Source organism: Campylobacter lari subsp. lari, assembly GCF_013372185.1.
Classification (GTDB): Bacteria; Campylobacterota; Campylobacteria; order Campylobacterales; family Campylobacteraceae; genus Campylobacter_D; species Campylobacter_D lari.
Map to the genome: position 1 here is coordinate 952,367 of NZ_CP053830.1, position 24,147 is coordinate 976,513.

22 protein-coding genes, 1 pseudogene and 1 riboswitch are annotated in these 24,147 nt (G+C 30.5%); of the genes and pseudogenes, 4 read left to right on the forward strand and 19 right to left on the reverse strand.

Features of this window, described 5'->3' with window-relative positions; translation table 11 throughout:
- Positions 1–2 precede the first annotated feature (2 nt).
- From purE to CLLT_RS05065, 3 genes are read right to left on the reverse strand one after another with little or no spacing between them, the layout of a single operon-like run.
- Positions 3–497: a 5-(carboxyamino)imidazole ribonucleotide mutase gene (gene purE / locus CLLT_RS05055; protein WP_012661710.1), complete on the reverse strand. Its 495-nt coding sequence runs from the start codon at positions 495–497 to the stop codon at positions 3–5.
- On the reverse strand, positions 494–1,750 hold the full coding sequence (locus CLLT_RS05060) for a peptidase U32 family protein (protein WP_074691769.1): 1,257 nt from the start codon (positions 1,748–1,750) through the stop codon (positions 494–496). The genes purE and CLLT_RS05060 overlap by 4 nt, the downstream gene beginning before the upstream one ends.
- Positions 1,747–2,454, reverse strand: coding sequence for a chemotaxis protein (locus CLLT_RS05065; protein ID WP_012661712.1), 708 nt, complete (start codon positions 2,452–2,454; stop codon positions 1,747–1,749). Before CLLT_RS05065 ends, CLLT_RS05060 begins: the two co-directional genes overlap by 4 nt.
- A 202-nt stretch (positions 2,455–2,656) precedes the next feature.
- Here CLLT_RS05065 and glnA point away from each other — a divergent pair, with 202 nt between their 5' ends.
- A complete protein-coding gene (glnA, locus tag CLLT_RS05070) occupies positions 2,657–4,087 on the forward strand; it encodes a type I glutamate--ammonia ligase (protein WP_012661713.1) in 1,431 nt (476 codons plus the stop codon).
- A 28-nt stretch (positions 4,088–4,115) separates the two neighbouring features.
- On the opposite strand, the gene purU is transcribed toward glnA, so the two are convergent.
- From purU to CLLT_RS05140, 14 genes and pseudogenes are all read right to left on the reverse strand, one after another.
- Positions 4,116–4,943: a formyltetrahydrofolate deformylase gene (gene purU, locus CLLT_RS05075; protein WP_074691902.1), complete on the reverse strand. Its 828-nt coding sequence runs from the start codon at positions 4,941–4,943 to the stop codon at positions 4,116–4,118.
- Positions 4,944–6,050, reverse strand: a pseudogene (locus tag CLLT_RS08050) (tRNA nucleotidyltransferase/poly(A) polymerase family protein); the annotation flags it as partial.
- Positions 6,019–6,444, reverse strand: coding sequence for an effector protein CiaD (ciaD, locus tag CLLT_RS05085; protein ID WP_012661715.1), 426 nt, complete (start codon positions 6,442–6,444; stop codon positions 6,019–6,021). The pseudogene CLLT_RS08050 and the gene ciaD, both read right to left, overlap by 32 nt.
- Positions 6,441–6,689, reverse strand: a complete 249-nt coding sequence (locus tag CLLT_RS05090) for a hypothetical protein (RefSeq protein ID WP_087699331.1) — start codon at positions 6,687–6,689, stop codon at positions 6,441–6,443. The genes ciaD and CLLT_RS05090 overlap by 4 nt, the downstream gene beginning before the upstream one ends.
- A 62-nt stretch (positions 6,690–6,751) precedes the next feature.
- Positions 6,752–7,924, reverse strand: coding sequence for an MFS transporter (locus CLLT_RS05095; RefSeq protein ID WP_074691766.1), 1,173 nt, complete (start codon positions 7,922–7,924; stop codon positions 6,752–6,754).
- 2 nt (positions 7,925–7,926) lie between these two features.
- A complete protein-coding gene (locus CLLT_RS05100; protein WP_012661718.1) occupies positions 7,927–8,094 on the reverse strand; it encodes a hypothetical protein in 168 nt (55 codons plus the stop codon).
- A 2-nt stretch (positions 8,095–8,096) separates the two neighbouring features.
- Positions 8,097–8,432: a chaperone NapD gene (locus tag CLLT_RS05105; protein ID WP_012661719.1), complete on the reverse strand. Its 336-nt coding sequence runs from the start codon at positions 8,430–8,432 to the stop codon at positions 8,097–8,099.
- A complete protein-coding gene (locus tag CLLT_RS05110; RefSeq protein WP_074691763.1) occupies positions 8,419–9,345 on the reverse strand; it encodes a WD40 repeat domain-containing protein in 927 nt (308 codons plus the stop codon). The genes CLLT_RS05105 and CLLT_RS05110 overlap by 14 nt, the downstream gene beginning before the upstream one ends.
- Positions 9,346–9,349: 4 nt before the next feature.
- The gene (locus CLLT_RS05115; RefSeq protein WP_012661721.1) at positions 9,350–9,868 is read right to left on the reverse strand and encodes a nitrate reductase cytochrome c-type subunit; all 519 of its coding nucleotides are present in this window, start codon (positions 9,866–9,868) and stop codon (positions 9,350–9,352) included.
- Complete coding sequence (napH, locus tag CLLT_RS05120) at positions 9,858–10,649, reverse strand: quinol dehydrogenase ferredoxin subunit NapH (protein ID WP_012661722.1); 792 nt, start codon at positions 10,647–10,649, stop codon at positions 9,858–9,860. Before napH ends, CLLT_RS05115 begins: the two co-directional genes overlap by 11 nt.
- Complete coding sequence (napG, locus tag CLLT_RS05125; protein WP_074691760.1) at positions 10,646–11,395, reverse strand: ferredoxin-type protein NapG; 750 nt, start codon at positions 11,393–11,395, stop codon at positions 10,646–10,648. The genes napH and napG overlap by 4 nt, the downstream gene beginning before the upstream one ends.
- A gap of 2 nt (positions 11,396–11,397) precedes the next feature.
- Positions 11,398–14,172, reverse strand: a complete 2,775-nt coding sequence (napA, locus tag CLLT_RS05130) for a periplasmic nitrate reductase subunit alpha (protein ID WP_012661724.1) — start codon at positions 14,170–14,172, stop codon at positions 11,398–11,400.
- Between the two features lie 167 nt (positions 14,173–14,339).
- Entirely contained in the window at positions 14,340–15,134 is a 795-nt protein-coding gene (gene flgG / locus CLLT_RS05135; protein ID WP_012661725.1) for a flagellar basal-body rod protein FlgG, read from the reverse strand.
- 17 nt (positions 15,135–15,151) lie between these two features.
- Positions 15,152–15,961, reverse strand: coding sequence for a flagellar hook-basal body protein (locus CLLT_RS05140; protein ID WP_074691757.1), 810 nt, complete (start codon positions 15,959–15,961; stop codon positions 15,152–15,154).
- 135 nt (positions 15,962–16,096) lie between these two features.
- On the opposite strand from CLLT_RS05140, the gene rpoD reads away from it, so the two are divergent.
- The gene (gene rpoD, locus CLLT_RS05145; protein ID WP_074691754.1) at positions 16,097–17,974 is read left to right on the forward strand and encodes an RNA polymerase sigma factor RpoD; all 1,878 of its coding nucleotides are present in this window, start codon (positions 16,097–16,099) and stop codon (positions 17,972–17,974) included.
- 20 nt (positions 17,975–17,994) lie between these two features.
- Here rpoD and CLLT_RS05150 read toward each other — a convergent pair whose 3' ends face one another.
- Entirely contained in the window at positions 17,995–20,088 is a 2,094-nt protein-coding gene (locus CLLT_RS05150) for an RNA degradosome polyphosphate kinase (protein ID WP_074691750.1), read from the reverse strand.
- Positions 20,089–20,316: 228 nt separating this feature from the next.
- Between CLLT_RS05150 and nrfH the strand changes: the two genes are divergently transcribed.
- Entirely contained in the window at positions 20,317–20,811 is a 495-nt protein-coding gene (gene nrfH, locus CLLT_RS05155) for a cytochrome c nitrite reductase small subunit (RefSeq protein WP_012661729.1), read from the forward strand.
- Positions 20,812–20,827: 16 nt separating this feature from the next.
- A complete protein-coding gene (locus CLLT_RS05160; protein WP_074691747.1) occupies positions 20,828–22,645 on the forward strand; it encodes an ammonia-forming cytochrome c nitrite reductase subunit c552 in 1,818 nt (605 codons plus the stop codon).
- A 27-nt stretch (positions 22,646–22,672) separates the two neighbouring features.
- Here CLLT_RS05160 and thiC read toward each other — a convergent pair whose 3' ends face one another.
- A complete protein-coding gene (thiC, locus tag CLLT_RS05165; RefSeq protein ID WP_074691744.1) occupies positions 22,673–23,974 on the reverse strand; it encodes a phosphomethylpyrimidine synthase ThiC in 1,302 nt (433 codons plus the stop codon).
- Between the two features lie 50 nt (positions 23,975–24,024).
- Positions 24,025–24,128, reverse strand: a riboswitch (TPP riboswitch).
- Between the last annotated feature and the right edge of the window lie 19 nt (positions 24,129–24,147).

Consider the following 24,147-nt stretch of genomic DNA (forward strand, 5'->3'; position numbering starts at 1 on the left):
CCTTAAAGAAAAACTTCAATCGCATTTGAATCTTGGATTAATTTTTCTTGTTGTTTTTGTCTATCTTCTAATAATTTTTGTGCTAAAGACTCATCTTCTATAGCTAAAATTTGCACAGCTAAATAAGCTGCATTAATAGCCCCTGCTTTACCTATAGCTAAAGTCGCCACAGGAATTCCACTTGGCATTTGCACAGTAGAAAATAAAGAATCCATACTTGCTAAATTACTTCCTGGCATAGGTATACCTAAAACAGGTTTTGTTGTATGTGCTGCAACAGCTCCAGCTAAATGTGCTGCCATACCTGCTGCTGCAATAAACACTTTTGCACCTTTTTCTTCTGCATTTTTAATGTATTCTTGGGTTCTTTGAGGACTTCTGTGTGCTGAAGTGATTAAAACTTCGTATTTTACATCAAATTTTTCCAAAATTCCCAAAGCTTCTTTTACTATATCATAATCACTCTTACTTCCCATCAATATAGAAACAAATTTCATTCAACACCCCTTCTTAAAAAGCTAAATTCTGGAAGCTTAAACGGTAAAGCAATTTCATTTTCATTACCGCTGTGAATTTCATTAAATTCTTTATTATTTTTGGCTAGTAATTGCTTAAAAACTATAAATTTCTTTCCTTCGTTTTCATAAATCATCCCTAGCTTATTTTCTCCTAATTCTATATTAGAATTAACTGGAGCTAAAATTTCATATTCTTTTCCTAGCTCTATTTTACCTTTGCATTTAAAAAACTCACCATCTTCACTAATAGCATGCACTTGATGCGTACCTTCTTCTATGCTTGTATTATGGTTAATTGAATCAGTTTTTTCATATGCCCTTGAGACTAAATATCCATCCGTAAAACCTCTATGTTTTAAAGTATGGATTTCTTTTTCATATTTACTCGCATCAAAAGTATTTTGCAATACATCCTCTACTGCCATTTTATAAGTTCTTGTAGTCAAAGCCACATAGTATTCACTTTTTGTTCTTCCTTCAATTTTAAAAGCATGAATACAATTTTCTTGCATAATTTTTTGTATATATGAACTTAAATTTAAATCTTTAGAATTAAATACATGTGTGCCATTTTCATCTTCTTCTAATCTAAAAAGTGTATTGGTTTCTGGATTTTTAGCGTATAATTCATAATTAAATCTACAATCATTTGCACAAGAGCCGCGATTACTCATGCGTCCACTTTGCACTGAGCTTATCAAACATCTACCAGAATATGCAAAGCACATAGAACCATGCACAAAACTTTCAAGCTCGATATCACAATTATTTTTTAAATCTTTTGCATCTTTTAAACCAAGCTCCCTTGCTATAACAACACGCTTTGCACCCATGTCTTTATAAACTTGAGCATCTAAATAATTTAAAATATTTGCTTGAGTGGATACATGAAGATTAATTTCAGGTGCAAGTTCTTTTACCAAACGCATAGCACCAACTGAAGCTACTATAAAAGCATCAGGTTTCATTTCTTTTAATTTTAAAATATGTCTTTTTAACCCTTCAATTTGCGAGCTAAAATGAAAACCATTAATGGTTACATAAATTTTTTTTCCTCTTGCATGAGTATAATCAATAGCCTCTTTAAAAGTTTCATAATTAAAATCTCTTGCAGTTCTTGCTCTTAATGAAAAGTTGCTAACTCCCGCATAAACAGCATCAGCTCCATAAGCTAATGCTATTTTTAATTTTGTGAAATTTCCTGCAGGAGCTACTATTTCAGGAATAATCATTTTTTTCCTAAACTTGCGATTAATGCCTCAATATCATCATTACTTACAACATCAGCAGTTGTATCCCCTTCAATATGTACAGCAGATCCTACACGTTTTTCATCATCAATTTTACCTTCAAATAGACTACTCATATATCTACTTAAAGCTCTCATAACATTAATAACACGTTCGATTTTTTGACGATGAATATCTTGATATTGCATAGCATCCATTGCCATCATAACCTCATCTTGTCCAGTTTGCAAACAACCTGTGATTTCATCTATAATATTTTTAGCATTATTGTTAGTTTCTATAGCTTCTTTAAAGCTTGTAACATTAGGAAATTTAGCATTTAATTTTTCAAAAATTTCTATATTTTTATTCAAAGCCTCGCTAATCACACAAAGCTCATTTTCTGAATTCGCAAAGAAATCATTTATAGCTTCTAATTTTTCCATCATTTCAGTAGCTTTAATCTCACTATCTCTTGTAACATCATCAAGCTGATGCACAACTTTATGTTCTTTGCTTGGTGGTGGTGGTGGCCATGCCATATCCGCTCTTGCTTTATAATCACCATTAATCATATCATTTACAATTTGCTGATTTTTTTCCTCATCCTCATATTCTGTCTCAGGTTTTGTTTCTGTTTCTTCTACAGAATCAAGATCTAAATCTTCAGTACTATTCATTAAAGCATCTAATTCTTCTTGAGTCATTTTTACACCTTTTTAATATAAAAAACTAATATGAAATTATATTATAAAAAAATATAAACCAATATTAATTTTATTAATTAATTATATAAATTCTTATTTTTTTGTATTTGACTATAAAAAAAATATTAATTTAAACTTAATTTAATAAAAATATACTACAATCTTAAAAAATAAATTAATACCTAATTAAAAGGAGAAAAAAATGGGTAAGTTTGTAAATAATATTGATGAGTTTTTTAGTTATTGTCAAGAACATGAAGTTTTATTCGTTGACTTTAGATTTACTGATATGATAGGCACTTGGCACCATATCACTTATAATATAAAAGCGATTGATGATAAAACTTTTGAAAATGGAATTCCTTTTGATGCAAGTTCTTTGCATGGTTGGCAACCCATAGAAAAATCGGATATGATTTTAAAACCTGATGTTAAAAGTGCTTTTTTAGATCCATTTACAGCAGATCCTACTATCATAGTAATTTGTGATGTATATGATATTTATAAAGATCAAATGTATGAAAAATGTCCAAGAAGTATTGCCAAAAAAGCAATGCAACACTTAAGTACAAGCAATATCGCTGACACTGCTTATTTTGGTCCTGAGAATGAGTTTTTTATTTTTGATAATGTAAAAATAGTTGATTCTTCCCATTGTGCAAAATATGAAGTAGATACCGAAGAAGGTGAGTGGAATGATAATAAAGATTTCGCAGATAGTTACAATAGTGGACATCGTCCAAGAAATAAAGGCGGATATTTTCCTGTAAGTCCTGTAGATTCTAGTGTGGATATTCGTTCTGAAATGGTTCAAGTTTTAGAAAGAGTTGGTTTAAAAGTTTTTGTTCATCACCATGAAGTAGCACAAGGTCAAGCTGAGATTGGTGTAGAATTTGGAAATTTAGTTGAAGCTGCTGATAATGTGCAAATTTATAAATATGTAGTAAAAATGGTCGCACATTTAAATGGAAAAACAGCTACTTTTATGCCAAAACCACTCTATGGAGATAATGGAAGTGGTATGCATGTGCATATGAGTCTTTGGAAAGATGGAGTAAATTTATTCTATGATAAAGAAGGCTATGGAAAATTAAGTGAATGTGCGATTAATTATATAGGTGGAATTTTAGCTAATGCAAGAAGCGTTGCAGCTTTTACTAATCCAAGTTCAAATTCATACAAAAGAATAGTTCCAGGTTTTGAAGCACCTTGTATATTAACTTATTCTTGTCAAAATCGCTCAGCAAGTTGTCGCGTGCCTTATGGCATTAATGAAAAAAGCGCAAGGGTTGAGATAAGATTTCCTGATAGCACTTCTAACCCTTACCTAGCCTTTACAAGCTTGCTTATGGCAGGACTTGATGGTATTAAAAATAAAACCATACCGGTTGGCCCTATGGATGAGAATTTATTCGCACTAACTCTAGATGAAATTAGAGAAAAAGGTATAGAGCAATTACCACATACTTTAAGAGGATCATTAGAAGCTTTAATTCGCAAAAATGCTTTCTTAAAACCTGTGATGAGTGATGTGTTTATAGATGATTATCAACATATGAAATTTGAAACTCAAGTGTGGCCAGTTGAGGCTAGACCAACTGCATATGAGTTTAAAACTTGTTATTCTTGCTAATTTTTGATGCCTTTTTGGCATCAAAAATTTAAAACACTATTGTTTTATTTTTGTGTATAAAAATTCTATCATCGAAAACTAAATCTAGCGCCTTAGAAAATACATTTTTCTCTACATTACGACCAGCTTGTTGCATAGCTTGCCAAGAATACTCATGTGTTACAGGGATTACATCTTGAGTAATGATTGGTCCCTCATCTAAGTCATTATTTACAAAATGCGCTGTTGCACCTATAATCTTCACTCCTCTTTCATAAGCTTGTTTATAAGGATTAGCTCCTATAAATGCAGGTAAAAAAGAATGATGGATATTAATAATCTTTCCTTCAAAATGCTCTACAAAAAATGGCGATAAAATTCTCATATATTTTGCTAAAACAATATAATCAAACTCATACTCTTTTAAGCATTGCAAAATTTTTTCTTCATGCTCCTGCCTGCTTAAATCCTTAGCTAAAATAGCATGAAAAGGTATATTAAATTTATCCACCAAAGGTTTTAAAGTATCATAATTTGCAATAACTGCTTTTATATTTGCATTAAATTCCCCGCTAAATTGGCGAATAAGCAATTCCCCTAAACAATGAGTTTCTTTAGTAGCTAAAACAATAATATCTTTTTTTCTCTTAGGTGTAATCTCAATTTGCGCATTATCAGGAAGCATAGCTTCAAGCGTACCTTTAAAAGCTTTTATATCAAGCTCACCTTCCAAATGCGCCCTAAAGAAAAAACGATTTTCTCCAACAAATTCATCATTTTTTATAATATTGATTCTATATTTAAAAATAACATCTGAAATTCTATAAATCAATCCTTTTTCATCACTACATGAAATTTTTAAAATATATTCTTTCATTTTTTGCTCCTTTATATAATTTTTTAATTCTTGTAATCTTCTTTTTTCAAGCTCAATTCCAAGCTCTTTCCCGTTAAATCCTTCCTTTAGCAAATCATTGGCACTAATTTTACTTTCAAAAGTATGATAATATAAATTTATTTTTTTTGCTTGTGTTATACGCTCATTATCCCAAAGCCCAAGCCATTTGCAAAGTGGAATTTTTAAAGCAATTTTAGCTAAATTAAAATCATCAATTTTACCTAAAATAAATCCTTGTTCACATTTTTTTAATAGTTCTTTTTTTAATTTTGTTTTTTTAAAAAATTCCTCTTTATTTATACGAAAAAAATTCAAATACAAATATAAATACAAAGCCTCATCACAAATTAATTTTTGACTATGCTCTAACAATCTTTCAAATTCTTTATTGTGGCTTTGATAAAAAAATATTTTTTCTTCTAAATTTAAAATTTTGAAATACTCATAAGCTTTATTTAGTCTTGAAGTTTTAAAAATTTTATAAAGTTCATTATTAATACGCTCTTTAGATAAATCACTTATATCCATAGTTTGCATTAATTTTAAACTTTCTCTTGCAATTGTTAAATCAAACCTGCATGCAAAAGAAATTCCACGAAGCACTCTTAAGCTATCTTCAACAAAACTTTTATCATCAATATGTCTTATAATCTTTGCTTGCAAATCTTGCAAACCATTAAAAAAATCTAAAAACTTAAAATCAAAAATATTTACCATCAATGCATTAATGGTAAAATCCCTTCTTTTAGCTCCTTCTTGCTCATCATTGCAAACTTTAACCTCAAAACCTCTATGGCCTGTAGAAATTTTATTTTCATAGCGTGCTAGGGCTAAATCAAATTTTTTGTATTTATACACAAAAAAACTTTTCCCAACCCCATTTGCGCCAAGTTTTTGCATTAAATCATCAAAAATTTGAGGCTCAATATCATAAATTTCTATATCATAATCATCGCTAGATAAATCTAAAAAAGAATTCCTTACACAGCCACCTACTAAATAAGCTCTTTGCGTGTAAGGTTTAAGTATGTTTTTGATTCTTAAAAAATCTTGATCATTTTTTAAGTCTATCTTCAATTTTTGCAAGTAAAAACTCTAAAAAAGTAATTGTAATATCTAGTCTTTTTTCTATATGCTCATCTTTAGTATTTTTTAATCCTTCAAATAAAACCAAAATACGCTCTCTGAGATTTTTTAAGAAAAATTCTTCATTATTTATAATACTTTCTTCTTTTTCCTCTAAAGCTTCAACCTTAATAGCATCTTCTTTAACTTTTACCTCTAAATCATCTAATTCTTGGATCAATTCTTGTGCAACTTGATTAATCTCTTTTTTTATTTTATCTTCTTGGATATTAATATTTTTTTCTTGGGTAATTTCCTCTACCATAGGAGTAAATTCATCATTTTTACTTTTTTTATTATCTAGTTCTGAATTAACTTCACTTATGGCCATTTTTGCTAAATCTTCTATATTCATAGTTTTATTAACCACCTTTTAAATTCATTAACTTCTTCTTCGCTTTTCATATTAACAAAAAAATCAAGCATATCATAATTTAAATCTTCATGATTAGAGCGCAAACCACTTAAACGCCTTATAGCATCAATGGCATTTTTATTTTGTGGATCTTGCTTTAATATATTTTTATAAATCTCCAAAGCTTCATCTTTTAAACCTTGTGCCTCATAAATAGAAGCTTCTGTTACTGTATATCGCATTATCAACTCACAAAAAAATAAAATGTCAAAATTCTAACAAAAAAGACTTTAATTTATTTTAATTTTTACTTAATCACAGGAGCTTTATATGCTAAAAATACAAAAATATTAAGTATTGTAGCTACTGCAATAAGCACGATAAAGCCTAGGGTAAAATTTCCAAAACTATCATGAAGCATACCTATAATCCAAGGCGCTTGAGCTGCTATTAAATACCCTATGCCTTGTGACATAGCAGAAAGTTTAGCTGCTATAAAAGAAGTTGAACTTTTTATAGCAATAAACAATAATGAAATTGTAAAAACCCCACTAGATGCAAAACCTAAGAAAATAGCTGCTAATAACAATACTAATTTTACATCACAAAAAAACACCAAAACAAAACTTAAAACATATAAAAAACCCAATATTACAATAACAAAACCCTTAGCATGAGTTCTTAGTTTTCCTAAAACAATAGGCAATAAAAATGCCACAGGCATGCCTATGATTTGAGAAAGTAATAAAACATTAGAACCAAAATCAATTCCAAAACCTTTTTCACTTATCATCACACTAAGCCAAGCAAAAAGACTATAAGATAAAAAACTTTGCAATCCCATTACAATAGTAACTTTCCAAGCTGTTAAATTCAAAAAAAGATTTATTTTATTGATGTTTTTCTTTTTAGGACGCAATAATCTTTTATTTTTCAAATGCGGAAAATAAAAAATCAAAGCAATCAAAGCTAATATAACCCAAAAAAACATAGATTGAGGTACATCAAAAAATTTAAGCAAAGGAAGCGATAAGGCCACTCCAGCAATTGAAGATAAACCTATAATCGATCCATATAAACCCATAATTTTATAAGTGTTTTTTGCAAATTTCTCTTTAATAAAAGAAGGCAATAAAACATTAGCTATCGCAATACCTGCTCCAATTAGAAAAACCCCAGAAAATAAACCTATATTACCCCCATAACTTCTAATAAACTCTCCAAAAACAATTAAACACAAACCAAAAAACAAAGCTTTAATTTGCGAAAAATATGCCACGAAAAAAGATATAAGCCCAAAGGCTATCAAAGGTAAAGTTGTAAGCATTCCTGCTAAGGCTGAGTTTATCTTATAATATTCTTGAATGTATTCTATCATAGGACCTATAGAGGTTATAGGTGCCCTTAAATTTAAAGCAAGAGTAATTACAACTAAAATATTAATCCAAAAGAATTTTTTATATGAAATTTGTGCAAACATGATTATTTTTGATTTAATATATTTTCAAGATATTTTTGCTTATCTTGCTTAATATCCTTTTGCCCTATTTGTTTTTGCTCTTTCACTACTTCATTTTCTTTAGAAAAATAAAAATGATCAATAATAAAAATAGAAGAAATAATTAAAATCAAAGGAACCAAAAAAACCATGATCAATATTTCCTAAAAACATTGCCATAGTATTCTATATTGTCTTTTTTTAAATTCTCATCAAAAGCATTTGCTTCAAAATTTGCTTTTAAAATTTTTTCTCTTTCTTCGTCTAAATCCTGATAAGAAAAAACCATATTAATGCTCACCACCCCATCAAGCTGCTCTAATTGTTTATATGCTTTTAGTTCATCGTCTAAATTTTCACTTTCTATTATTACTATAATTTTTTCAGCCTGAGCTAGTTCCACACTACAACAAGGTGTTTTTTGAATTTGCTCTTTGAGTTTTTCTACTTTTTCTTCTTTAGTTAAAATCAACACACTAGAAAGATTCATCTATACTCCAAAATATAATTTTATCCTCATAGCCTGCGCTAATAAGCTCGTGATCATTTAAAAATATAAGATATTCTAGCAAAAAATCTTTATTTTGAAATTTTTTTATTGATTTTAAATTTTTAGTATCTATAATTTCTATGATATTTTTTTCATTATCTCCAAAAGCCGCTATAGAGCCGTTTTTATTTAAAGCACAAGTATAAATCAAAAAATTCCTTTCTATATTTTTTTCTTGATCATTTTGCACTATACCTAATTTTCTATCAGTACTACAGCTTGCAATAACTGTGTTTTTAAAATCAAGTTGATAGATATTATCCTTATGAATATTTTTATAACTTTTTATTTTTTGCCACTTTTTCACATTAAAAAGTATTATTTCACCACTTTCAAAACCTGCTACTAATTGAGTTTTTGTTTCATTTAAAACTACATCACTTAAGCTTGAATTAGAAAAAGTAAAATTTTTTATAACACTTTTTGTTTTTAGATCAAAAAGCTCTATATTAGAACCTAGCAAGGCTAATAAAATAGTATTATCATCTAAAAACAAAGCCTTTTTTACCCCATCATTAACTAAATCATAGCTTAAAAGTTGTTTATTTTTATAAACATACAATTTTTTGCTTCCAAAATCACCTTCACTTAAAATCAAAATAGCCCCATTTAAGTAATCAATACTATAAATTCTAGGGCTAAGATTTTCTTCATAAAAATTTTTAATCTTATCTAGTTGAGTGATTTTTTGCAGTTTTTTATCTTGAATGGAATATTGATTTATTTCTCCATTATCAAGTCCTATAAGCAAACTATTACCAATGAGCTTCAAGACATTTAAATTTGAATTAAGTTTAAGCTCGTAGCTAAATACATATACACTCATTAGTAAGATTAAAAATATTTTTTTCATAGTTTTATTTTACGCCTTCATTTAAAACATCTAAAAGATTAGATTTTTTCTTTGATTCTTCGCTTTTAAATTTAGCTTCAAAGCTATTTCCTACCAAAGGTTTAGCATCACTTTGTGGCACATGGCATTGCGTACAATTAAACCTTGCATCACTTATCATATCTTTAGTAGATTTATTTTTTCTAAAATCATAATAATGGCTCTTAGGAAGCGGGGTCGCACCAACATCTTTAGCAACAGATTGATCATGACAACTTAAACAAATATTATTATCTTTTGTAATTGGAAGCATATCCTCTAAAGTGTGAGGGATTAACGGCGGAGCATTTTCAAATGATCTCTCAATTAAAACAGATTCTCCAGCCATTGCTTGAGAATATTTTGCATCCAATAATTCTACATTTTCACTTTCTAAACTTGTTTTTCTTAAACCTATATCTTTTGAATCAACACTTTTAACAGCAAGTCCGCAAGCACTTATCAAAACAGCTGCTGCTAAGGATAAAAAGATTTTATTTTTCATTTTCTCTCCTTAAATTTATTATACTAAAACCTAAAGCATCATCACCGCAAACATCAATACATTTTCCACATCTTATACACTCACCTGATTTTACATCTTGATTTTCTTTACCTATCATCCAAAGTACTTGCTTTTCAGGACATACCCCAAGGCATTTATAGCACTTGGTGCATTTTTGTAAGCTATATCTTACTTTTAGTAATGAAAAATGCGAACTTAAAGCCCAAAAAGCTCCTAAAGGACAAAAATGCGAGCAAGTAAATCTTGGACTAAAAAATGTGTCTACGCAAAAGACAATCAAAGCTACAAAAATCCAAGAAACACCACCGAAAATAATCCCTCTTTGGATTATTCCTATATAAGAAAATTCCTCAAAAACAGGAAAGGAAAAAAGAAAAGAAAAAATCAAAACAAAAGCCAAAACATAATAACGCAAATTTTTATTTACATTAAAAATCCTTGCTTGATTAAAACCTAATTTACTTCTAATAAAATAAGCAAAATCAGTAATGATATTTACAGGACAAACCCAAGCACAAAACGCTCTTCCAGTAAAAATAGCATAAAATAAAAATACTATCAAAGCACCACTTAAGGCCATTAAATCTACTTGCAAACTTGCCAACACAAGTTGAATAAATGCAAAAGGATCACTTAATGGCACAGAAGAAAATAAAACCGAAGAACTTAAATTTCCTTTTAATATAAAATCAAATACACTAAAAGAAAAAAAAGTTAAAATAGAAAATTGCACTATTCTTCTTAAAATAAGATATTTCATAGCAATTCTCCATCATTGAGATAATCTTTAGCCTTATTTTTATTGAAATTTTTATCTGTGTTTACATCTTGTAAACGTTTTTCATCTTTTTCATCCCAACCTTTGATGTAATTATCCCCAGCTTTTCCTAAAATAAATTCTCTAGGTAAAACTTTAATGGCTGCTTTTTGTGTTATACAAGCTTTTTCGCAAATCCCACATCCAACACACACTTCATGATCTACCACAGGAAGCAAAAATGCGTGCTTTGCTGTTCTTTCATTGCGTTTTGTTTCAAGTTTTAAAGCCTTATCTATTAAAGGACAAGCTCTATAACAAGCATCACATTGAATTCCCCAATAAGCCACACAACTTGCACTATCAATGATAGCTATACCCATTTTTGTTTTATAGATTCCATCTTCTTGCTCTAAATATTTATGATCTAGTGCATTTGTAGGACAATCTTTAATACAAGGTATATCCTCACACAACCTACAAGGATTTTCTCTTGCTATAAAAAAAGGTGTGCCATTTTTAGCACTATTTTCCAAATTTGCTAGCTTTAAAACATCATAAGGACAGGCTTTTACGCAAAGTCCACATCGTATGCATTTTGATAAAAATTCTTTTTCATCATCTACCCCAGGAGGTCTTAAAAAATACTCCTGATTTGAGCTAAATGCTAAACTTGCTAAAAATGCACTTCCGCTTCCTATGCATAAAAGCTTAAAAGCAAAGGCTAAAAATTCTCTTCTCTTATTCATCATTATGCTTTAGTAATTTTCACTGCACATTTTTTAAAGTCAGTTTGATTAGACAATGGACAAGTTGCATCTAATGTAACTTTGTTTATATAAACATTTTCATCAAACCAAGGTACATACACAAGTCCTTTAGATGGTTTATTTCTACCACGAAAATCTACTCTAGCTTTTACTTTACCACGGCGAGATTCTACCCATACTATATCACCTTGGGCAATTTGCATTTTTTTAGCATCATCTTCATTCATATAACAAAGTGCTTCAGGAACAGCACGGAAAAGCTCAGGAACCCTCATAGTCATAGTTCCACTATGCCAATGCTCTAAAACCCTACCTGTACACAACCAGAATGGATATTCCTCACTTGGTCTTTCTGGGGCTTTCATAAATGGTCTAAAGAAAATTTTTGCTTTATTTTTTAAGCTATATTTTTCTTGAGTTTGTGGGGCTATTAAATCACCTTTTGGTAATTCTTTAGCAAAAGCTCCATAAAAGGCAAAATCTGAATTTGGAGCTGCTTTTTTCGCATAATAATCAAATTTAGTATTAAATCTCCACTGAGTTTCTTTGCCATTTACCACAGGCCACCTTAATCCTCTTACTTTGTGATAAGTATCAAAATCAGCTAAATCATGTCCGTGACCTAAGCCAAATTTGCGGTATTCTTCCCATAGATATTTTTGTACAAAAAATCCATAACCATCAAATTCTTTGCCATCACTTCCGATAATTTTTCTCTCATCGCCATTTACATCACTATTATCAAAACCTTTTGCTATAGGATCATTTGCTTTGAAAGATTTTGCTTCTTTATTGGCAAATAATACATCATATAAAGTATCATCCTCGTTATATCCCATAGCTTTAGCTTCTTCTAAAATGCTTGGTAAAGTAAGTTTGTCATCTACCTTAGTTTCTCCCCAAACTTCTTTTAATTTAAAGCGTTTAGCAAATTCTAAAATTTGCCAAGTATCACTCATAGCCTCACCTACTGGTAAAACTTGTTGTTTCCAGTGTTGAGTTCTTCTTTCAGCATTACCATAAGCTCCCCATTTTTCATAAATCATAGCACTAGGTAAAATTAAATCTGCAACCTTTGCACTAATTCCTGGGTAACAATCACTAACAACTATAAAATTATCCATTTCTCTAGCTGCTGCTATCCAGTGATTTGCATTAGCTGTATTTTGCCATGGATTATTTACTTGAACCCAAGCAAATTTGATATTTCCATCTTCTAAATCTCTCATGATTTTTAAATACGGAGCACCTGGTTTTGGATTGATTGTTTTTGCAGGAACTTTCCAAATTTTTTCACTAATTTCTCTGTGTTTAGGATTTGCAACCACCATATCAGCAGGTAAACGATGAGAAAAAGTTCCAACTTCTCTTGCAGTTCCACAAGCACTTGGTTGCCCTGTTAGTGAAAATGCTCCACTTCCTGGTTTAGCTTGTTTACCAAGTAAAAAATGCACCATATAAGCTTGCTCATTTACCCAACTACCACGAGTGTGCTGATTAAAGCCCATAGTCCAAAAACTAACAACTTTTCTATTTTTTTCTATATATAAATTTGCTAATTCTTGTAATTTTTTCTTAAATTCTTCAATGCTTTCATCTTCATTACCCTTAGCTACTTTTGCTACATAATCAAGCGTATAAGGTTCTAGAGCTTTTTTGAAATCTTCAAAAGAAATTTCCCAATGCGCATCAGGAGCACTTTGGTGTTTCATTTCAAATTTATCGCCTGCTTTAACACCTAAATATGCCAAAGAAACAGCTTCTTCATCATCTAAGATAATAGAATTTTGTTTAGCTACAGTATCTTTTTCACTTGCTTTAAATTTAGGATGATTTGGATTATTTCTCATTCCATAACCAATATCAGCATATCCTGTAGTAAATATACAATGCTTTTCAACAAATTCTTTATCCATAGCTTCAGGATGATTGTAAACAATTTCTCTTGCAATATAATTCCAAATAGCTAAATCAGTATTTGGTTTGAAAATAATTTCAGTATCTGCTATATGAGAAGTTCTATTAGAAAAAGTAGATAAATTTACGATTTTAACTTTATCTAAATTACTTAATTTTCTATCACTTACCCTAGACCATAAAATTGGATGCATTTCTGCCATATTTGCACCCCAAGTGATGATAGTATCAGTAAGTTCTATATCATCATAACAACCAGAAGGCTCATCAACCCCAAATGTTTGCATAAAACCAACAACAGCACTTGCCATACAATGACGTGCATTTGGATCTATATTATTTGATCTAAAACCAGCTTTTACTAATTTTGCAGCAGCATATCCTTCTTGTATAGTGTATTGACCACTTGCAAAAATTCCAATTCCCTCAACACCTTTTTCTTTGTAAGCTTTTTTAAAATGTTTTTCCATCTCATCAAAAGCTCTTTGCCAAGAAACTTGTTGGAATTTTCCGTTTTTATCAAACTCGCCTTTTGCGTTTACGCGAAGTAAAGGTGTTACTAAGCGATCTTCTCCATACATGATTTTTGCATTAAAATAGCCTTTAATACAATTTAACCCACGATTTACAGGAGCTGCAGGGTCACCTTTTACAGCAACAATTTTTCCATCTTGTCTTGCAACTAAAATTCCACATCCTGTACCACAAAATCTACAAACAGCTTTATCCCAACGCCATTTGTTTTCAGTATTTGCAAGCACACTACTTGGAACGCTCAATCCTGCAACACCACAAGCGCTAGCAATAGCGGTATTTTTAATGAAGTCCCTTCTGTTCATTATATCCCTCGTTATTATTATATTTATGTACAAAAGAATACATAAATATAATAATACTATCGATTAGTTTAAATTTAAATTATAATAAAGAATATTTTACAAATACTTATAATTAGGAGTTTTTTAGTATTTTTTTAAAGTATATTACATATTAAAACGCTATTAAATTAGCGTTTTAATTGATTTACTATTCCAAGCATATCATCACTTGTAGTAATAGCCTTTGAGCCTGCTTCATAAGCTCTTTGACCTGTGATTAGATCAGTCATTTCCTCTACAAGTTGAACATTACTAAGCTCAACAAAGCCGTGTTTAATAGGAGAAAAACCATTTTCACCTGCAATACCTGCAATAGGAGCTCCGCTTGCATCAGTTTCTACCAAAAGATTATCACCCAAAGCATGCAAACCTGCAGGATTAATGAAATTTACAAGCTCAATTTGTCCTATTTGAGTTTCGGCTGTATTTCCTGGTTGCATAACAGAAATGGTTCCATCACTTGCGACATTTATAGCAGTAGCATCTTCTGGTATAGTCATTTCAGGTAATAATCTATAACCATCTGAATTTACAATATTTCCCTCAGCGTCTTTTGTAAATTGTCCATTTCTAGTATAAGCTATAGTACCATCTGGCATTTGAATTTGGAAAAAGCCATTATTTCCAGCAATTGCCATATCAAGACCTGCAGTAGATGTTTGTTTTAAACTACCTTCGCTAAAAATTTTACTAATTGCAGTTACTCTTGAACCAAGACCTACTTCTATACCACTTGGATGTTTGGTTGTACTTGAAGTTGAAGTCCCTGCATATTTCATAGTTTGATACATCAAATCTGCAAATTCTGCACGAGATTTTTTATAACCAACCGTATTAACATTTGAAATATTATTTGAAGTTACATCAATTTGAGTTTGTTGTGACACCATCCCTGATGCTGCTGTATATAATGATCTTAACATTTTACCTATCCTTAGTTTTATTTAGTACTTGCTAATTTATTAATAGCTTCTTGATTTAAATCATCCATATGAGATGTCATAACTTTTTGATACATCTCAACCATTCTATTTGCTTCGATTAATCCTACCATTTCAGTAACTGGATTAACATTTGAACCTTGTGTAAATCCTTGCCTTATAGCATTTGAATTTGGTAAGTCTCTAACCTTATTTAAATCAACCTTATACATATTATCGCCATCTTTTTGTAAATCTCTTAAATCATCAACTTGAGCCACAAATAATCTTGCGATATTTTGATTAGAAGCACTTACTATTCCATTTTTATCAACATTAATGAAAGAAGTAGAATTTCCTATGCGTATGCCATCATTTTCTGGATTATTAAAATAATCACTACTTAAAACTCTATATCCTTGACGATTTACCAAATATCCTTCCTCATCAAGTTGAAAATTTCCATCTTGAGTTAATCTTATTTCTCCATTATTGGTTTTAATAAGATAAAAAGTATCTTCTCTTGTTAATGCAAGATCTAAAGGATTATGCGTCATTTTCATAGAACCTACACTAAAATTTGTATATACATGATTGACTTGAGGAACTCTATCTATAGTAGTATTTACAAATCTTGCTGCATCTCTTGTGTGATTTTGTATAGGTAACTCATCTTGAGTTTCTTTAAAAATCCTTTTAAAATCTGCAATTACAACATTATCTTTTTTATAGCCACTTGTATTTACATTAGCAAGGTTATTAGTTACAACATCTAAGCGATTAAACTGCGTAACCATAGCACCAGTGGCTTGATAATACCCATTTTGCATTGTTTTTCCTAACTAAAATCTTAAATTTTCTACTGATAAAGCAAAAGTTGTTCCAAAATGTTTTTATTTGTTTTTAATTAAAATTTAGGAATAATATTTAGTTTTACACTCATTACTTAAATACAAGGGGTATCCATGGCTAATGAAACCAATGTTTTAGAAGAACTTTTCAAAGAAAATTCTAAAGATTATATCACATATGAAAAACTTGTCAAGTATTTTGCAAAGCTTCCAAATGCAACAAGTGCAAAAAAAATTAGAGATTTAATGAATAAATACAAAGTAGAATTAATTTCTTCAGCTGAAATTGCTAAAAAAAGAAATTTAGAAGAAGCAAAAAAATTACAAGAAGAAAAACAAAAATTACAAGATACGAGTTTAGAAAATGAATTTGATTTAGCCAATGAAAATGATTTGTTAGAATGGAGCAGATCAGACTCTCCCGTTAGAATGTATTTAAGAGAAATGGGGCAAATAGCTCTTTTAAACAAAGATGAGGAAGTTGAAATTTCTAAAAAAATCGAACTTGGTGAAGATATCATTATAGATGCATTTTGCTCGGTTCCTTATTTGATTGATTTTATACTTGATTACAAAGAGCCTCTTATAAACAGAGAAAGAAGAGTAAAAGAATTATTTAAAAGTTTTGAAGATGATGATAAAAACGATGATGATAAAAACGATGATGAAATAGACTCTGAAGAAGAAAATGAAAACGAAGAAAATGAAAATTCTAACGATAAAAAAATTAAAAAAACAAGCAAAAAAGAAGACGAAAGAACCTTAAAAGTCATAGAAAGCTTTAAGGCTTTAGAAAAAGCGAAAAAAGAATGGCTTAAGACTATATCTACTATTAATGCAGAAAATAACGAAGATGAATTGTTGAATAAATTAATCATAGCTTTTAAGAAAAATATATTAAAAGAAAAACTCATGGATTTAGGTCCTACTTCAAAATTAATATCTGAAATAGTAAAATCCATGGAAACAGCATTAAAAAGCGATGAGGAATTTGACAAAGAATTAAAACGCTTAGAATATCGTTTGCCAATGTTTTCAGATGAGTTAAAACAAAGACATGCAGATATTTTAAAAGATATCACAAAACTTAGTAAAGAAGAAATTGCTGAACGTGCTTTAGAAACAACTATGGTTAGTACTTATATGGAGATTAAAAAACTTATTCAAACCAAAGAAGCTAGTCAAAATTCATTTGATTTAGAAAAAGATCAATTAAAAGAAATTCTAGAGCAAATCAAACGCGGTAAGAAAATCTCAGATGAAGCAAAAACTAGAATGGCTAAATCAAATTTACGCTTGGTTGTAAGCATTGCTAAAAGATATACTAACCGTGGATTACCATTTTTAGATTTAATCCAAGAAGGCAATATAGGCCTTATGAAAGCAGTAGATAAATTTGAATACAAACGCGGTTATAAGTTTTCAACCTATGCTACTTGGTGGATTAGACAAGCTATATCAAGAGCGATTGCTGATCAAGCAAGAACTATAAGAATTCCTATCCATATGATAGAAACTATTAATCAAATCAATAAAATTATTCGTGAATACTTACAAAAAGAAGGTAAAGAGCCTGATGTAAGCATTATTGCTAAAGAAGTAGGACTTAGCGTAGATAAGGTTAAGCAAGTTATTAAAATTACTAAAGAGCCAATATCACTAGAAGCACCTATTAGCAATGAAGATGATGGTAAATTTGGAGATTTTGTAGAAGATAGAACTTCAATTTCTCCTATGGATCATATACTAAAAGATGATTTAAAAGAACAAATTGATGAAGTTTTAGATCAGCTTAATGATAGAGAAAAAGCTGTTATTAGAATGCGTTTTGGCTTAATGGATGATGAAAGTGATAGAACTTTAGAAGAAATCGGTAAAGAATTAAATGTAACAAGAGAAAGAGTTAGACAAATAGAAAGCTCAGCTATTAAAAAATTAAAACATCCAAAAGTTGGCAGAAAACTTAAAAATTACATAGAAGGTTGGAAGTAATCCTTGCTAAAAAGCAAGGATTAGCTATCTCTAAAAAGCTTTGTCGCTAAATGTGCTGCTCTACTGTGATCAGTATCTTTTTTCAAGGTATTAAAAATTCTACTAATATATTCTTCTAAGATTTGTTGAGAATTATTAATTTTTTCTGCTTCATTTAAAGCAATCTTACGATATCTTCCTTCACTATCTAGCTCATAAGCTAAATCATTATCGCTTAATTGTAGTTTTAAAATTTGAGCTAATTTTGCACGAGAATGCTCATCAAAGATAGGAGTCATTAGTTCTAGTCTTCTTTCTAAATTCCTTGGCATCCAATCAGCACTTGAAATAAAATAATTTGGTTCAGTGTGTTTAAAATATAAAATTCTAGCATGCTCTAAATATTTTCCCACTATACTTCTAACTTTTATATTCTCACTATACCCTTTTACCCCAGGTCTTAAACAACAAATTCCACGCACAATAAGATCTATTTTAACACCCTTATTTGAAGCCTCATATAAAGCTTTAATCACATCACCATCTACTAAAGCATTCATTTTGGCTATGATAACCCCATCTTTTCCATGACTTGCTTCAGTGGCTATCATATCTAAAATTCGTTCTTTGATTTGTTTTGGACTCATTGATAAAGTCTTTAAGCGACGGCTTTTACTATATCCTGAAAGTATATGAAAAAAGGTTGTGGTATCTTGAGAGTATTCTTCTTTTGAAGTAAAATAACTCACATCGGTATAAATTTTAGCCGAACTTGCATTATAATTGCCTGTACTTAAATGATTATAAATTTTTAATTTATCCCCTTCTTTTCTAATCACTTGAGCAACTTTTGCATGCACTTTAAAACCAGTGATTCCATATACCACATGAGCTCCTGCATTTTCTAATGATTTTGCCCAATGTAAGTTATTTTCCTCATCAAAGCGTGCTTTTAATTCCACCATTACTGTAACTTGTTTGCCATCACTTGCTGCATCAATTAAAGCTTGGACAATACTTGAATTTTTTTCAACCCTATAAAGAGTCATTCTTATAGAGACAACCTTAGGATCTTTACTTGCTTCTTTGATAAATTGATACACAGGTTCAAAGCTTTCATAAGGCTGTATAGCTAATATATCTTGTTTATCAATTGCACTAAAAATGGATACATTATCCCCAAAAGGTGGTAAAATCTTTGGTGTATATACAGGGTTTAACAAGTGTGTAAATTCTTTATTGGAAATGATTTGCCACAGTGATGGTAAATTTAAAAGTATGCTGTATTCATAAATGTCTTTATGAAAAATATTCATATGAGAACTTAAAAATTCAATCAACTGCTCATCTGCGCCTTTTTCTATTTGCAAACGGATAAAAGCACCTTTTCTACGAAGCTTTAAACCCTGCTCCAAAATCATCATAAAATCATCAGCTTCTTCTTCTTCTATCTCCATATCTGCATTTCTAGTTACTCTAAAAGCAGCTGAGGATAAAAGCTTATAACCTGGAAAAATATGTTCAGTATGATGGCGCACTATACTTTCTATAGGCACATAAATATTAGAGCTTACTTGGTAAAACCTTGGTAAAACTCTAGGAATTCTTACCATGCCAAATTTTAAAAGCTCTGGATGCATAGGATCACAAAGTTTTACAACCAATGAAAATGAAAGATTATTTAAATGCGGAAAAGGATGGGTTGCATCAACTGCTATTGGAACTATCACAGGAAAAATATTTGAAAAAAAATGATCATTACATTGTTGTTTTAAATCCTCATCAAGTTCTTCATAAGATCTTATAAATAAATTTTCTTTTTCTAAATCTTGGGTAATTTTAGTAAAATACTGCTCTACTACATATTTTTCTTCGTGTAAATAATTTCTAATAGCTTTAAGCTGCGTAAGTGGAGTCATTTCGTCATTACTTGCTGTACTTATTCCTGCTATAAAAAGCTGTTTTAGCCCTGCAACTCTTATCATATAAAACTCATCTAAATTTGTACAGTATATAGCAATAAATTTAAGTTTTTCAAGTAAAGGAAGATCTTTAGAGCATTGATCTAAAACACGGGAGTTAAATGCAAGCCAAGAGAGTTCTCTATTAATATACATCGATGGTTGAATTTGCATAATGCACCTACCTTATTTTCTAGTATTTAATATTTTAGTATTTCTTTTATTAAAAATTATTTTATTTTTATAATAGTAAATAAATTTATATAAAAAAATAATACTTTTTTTATCTTATTAAAAAAATTATAAATGAATAATAAATTTATATTTACTTTTTAATATTTTATAGTGTAATATAATTACATCTAAGTTCTTGTAACTTAAACTTCATTCAAAGGAGAGACTTTGAAAAAAGCAAACTCAAAACTTTTTGCTGTTTTCCTCTTCTTGCTTGTAATTTTAGCAGGAGTTGGAATGTATACTTTCCATAATGCTAAAGGCACTTCTTATTTTAGTGATGCTAGTGAAAGCTGTAATAATTGTCATATTATGAACGAAGTTTATAATGATTATTTAAAAGCTTCACACTCTAAAGAAGTTGATGGTAAACCAAGAGCAACCTGTAATGATTGTCATTTACCACATAGCTTTTTTGAAAAATGGATTGCTAAAGCTCAAAGTGGTTTAGGGCATGCTTATGCATTTACTTTCAAACTTGATTCTTTACCTACACATTTAAGTGCAAATGCAAAAAGTAAAGAAATAGTCCAAAATAATTGCATAGAATGTCATAAAGAAATTGCAAGCAACACTATCAACCCTACTCTAGATCCACATAAAGATAATTCTTTAAGTTGCGTATCTTGTCACCAAGGTGTTGGCCATAAGAGAGGATTTTAAATGAAAGGAGTAATTAATGAATAACAAAGGCATTTTATATAGTGCTATAAGTGCTACTATAGTAGCTATTGCGGGCGTATTGTGGTTAAATCAAGATATCACAGCTAAAACAAATGATTCAGTGGGCGGAATCATTTCTCAAGAAATTGTAAAACTTGGCGATGAAAACCCTACTTTTGATTACTGGGGGAAGAACTTTCCTGATTATTTAGATATGCATACAGCAGTCGAAAAACAAGCACCTAATGCAACAGAATTTGGTGGAAATTTAGCTTATTCAAAACTAATTCGTTATCCACAACTAACTGTTCTTTGGGCAGGTTATCCATTTAGCATTGATGCTAATGAAGAAAGAGGTCATTTTTGGGTTCAAGTAGATCAAATGGATACAGCTAGAAACAATAAAGATTTCCTAAATGCACACGGTTTTGCAGGATTTGGCGGCCAACCAACAGCTTGTATGAACTGTCATAGCGGATGGACTCCTTGGCTTTTAAATAACACTGCAAAAGGTGATTGGGTAGCATTTAACTCTGCAAAATATTGGACTATGATTAAAACTATTCCAGCTGTAAATGGAGCCAAAGAAAACTCACCTGAGCACAGTGGACCTCATGGTGGGAAAAGAATGGGTGTTACTTGTGCAGACTGTCACAATCCTACAGATATGAGTTTAAGACTTACAAGACCAGCTTTAATCAAAGCATTAATTTCAAGAGGCTATGAAGCAGATGAAAAACAAGGCATTAAAGCTTCAAGAAGCGAGATGAGAACTTTAGTATGCTCTCAATGCCATGTTGAGTATTATTTCAAACCAACAGGTACCAAGGTAAAAACTATTGGTGAAAGTATAGCTAATGATAGTTCTAAAAAATGGTGGAATGGCACACAAAAAACTTATGATGAGTTTGATTCTTGGAGAGATGGAAATAAACCAATTGAAATTGAGGTTGATGGTATAGAGTTAACCTATCCATGGAGTGAGTGGAAAAAAGGTGAGTCATTTAGAATAGAAATGTTTGATGATTATTATGAAAAAAATAGAGAAAATTTCCCAAGTGATTGGGTTCATAAAATCACTAAAGCACCTATGTTAAAAATTCAACACCCAGAAAGCGAACTTTATAGTGGTGGAGTACATGCTGCAAATGGTGTAAGTTGTGCAGATTGTCATATGCCTTATATTAGAAAAGGTGCAAAAAAAGTTACTAACCATAACATCACTTCACCTTTAGTTGATATTAACTCAGCTTGTAAAACTTGCCATACTCAAAGCGAAAGCTATCTAGCTAAACAAGTAAAAGATATTCAAAATTCAGTAGCTCATGATTTAAGAACAGCTGAATATTCTTTAGTAAGCTTGATTAAAGATGTAGAAACTATTCGCGCAGAGCTTGGAAAAATGCCTAAATTCCAAACCAATGGCAAAGCAGATGATGCTAAAATTTCAGCTGAATTAAAAGAAGTATTAGAACTACATAGAAAATCTCAAGTAAGAGCAGACTTTGTAGGCGCTGAAAACTCAACAGGATTCCACAATCCTAGAGAAGCTTCAAGAATGCTTTTACAATCAGTTGATATGTCAAGACAAGGACAAACTAAATTAGTAGAAATTGCAGCCAAAAATGGTATTAAAGATTTCAAAACTTCAAATTTAGGTTTTGAAGATATTCAAAAATTAAATCCAGGTGAAATTCACTATAAAATAGATCTAAACGGCAACAAAGCAGGAGATCGCTACTATAAACACCAAGAAGTAAATAGCAATCCACCAGCAAAACTTCTTGAAGATGATAAAAATCTAAAACCTTATAATTATAAAGTAATAGATTAATCAAAATAAACCCTCATAATCGAGGGTTTATTCTTTTATCAAACTTACATCCTCACCTTTTAAAATTTGATTCATAGTATTCATAGCACACATTTTTCCACACATCGAACAAGAATTAAGCTCTTCAGGTTTTCTTTCATTAAACATTTTCTTAGCCTTTTCTCCATCAATTGCTAGTTTAAACATTTTCTCCCAATTAATTTCTTGTCTAGCTTTACTCATTTCATCATCTATTTTTCTCTCTTTTGGTAATTTTGCAATATCACCCGCATGAGCTGCTATTTTTGTAGCCACTATGCCATCTCTTACATCTTCTAAATTTGGAAGTCTTAAATGCTCTGCCGGAGTTACATAACAAAGCATATCAGCACCATTTGCAGCTGCAACCGCTCCTCCAATTGCTCCACTTATATGATCATATCCTGCACCAATATCAGTAACTAATGGCCCTAAGACATAAAATGGAGCTCCATTGCAAATTCTTTTTTCTATTTGCATATTTGCCTCTATTTCATTTATAGCCATATGACCAGGTCCTTCTATCATCACTTGTACATCTTGAGCCCATGCTCTTTTGGTTAATAATGAAAGCTCAATAAGTTCAGCTATTTGAGCCCCATCACTTGCATCATGAGTACAACCTGGTCTTAGCGCATCGCCTAAAGATAAAGTCACATCAAATTCCTTGCATATAGCAAGCAAATCATCATAATATTCAAAAAATGGATTTTCAGCATTATTCATTTGCATCCAAGCATAAAGAACTGAGCCTCCTCTTGAAACTATATTAGTAATCCTATTACACTCTTTAAAAACTCTTGCCGCACGAGAATTAATTCCTGCATGAATTGTCATAAAATCAACCCCGCTTTTTGCATGATGATAAACAACATCTAAAAAATCTTTTGCCTTAATATCTTTTAAATCTTTTTCTAAAAACCCAACCGCATCATACACAGGAACCGTTCCTATCATAGCTTTTGAAGTAGCAATTAATTCATCTCTAAAGCGACTAGTTTTACCATAATTACTAAGATCCATAATAGCTTCTATGTTAAATTTATGTGCCAAATTAACTTTTTGCATTTCTTCGCTATAATCAGCACAATCATTAGAAACACCTAAATTTACATTTACTTTCGTGCGAAGCCCAAAACCTATACCATTTGGATCTAGCGCCTTGTGATTTATATTTGCAGGAATTATAATTTTTCCGCAAGCAATATTTTCAAGTAAAAAATCTTCACTCACTTGTTCTTTTTGCGCAACAATTTGCATTTGTTTTGTGAAAATACCTTCTTTGGCAAATTTCATTTGAGTTTTGTTCATAATTTATCCTTTAAAAAAATGGATAAATGAAGGGTAAAATAAGTAAAAAGCATATATAGTATAAATCTTCCCAACGCTAGCATTATCTAGTTCTGGTTCGGTCTAAGCTTTAGCTTACTCTCAGCCTGTCACACAAGCTCCCGTCATTTATGCAAAGCAAGTATAACAATAAA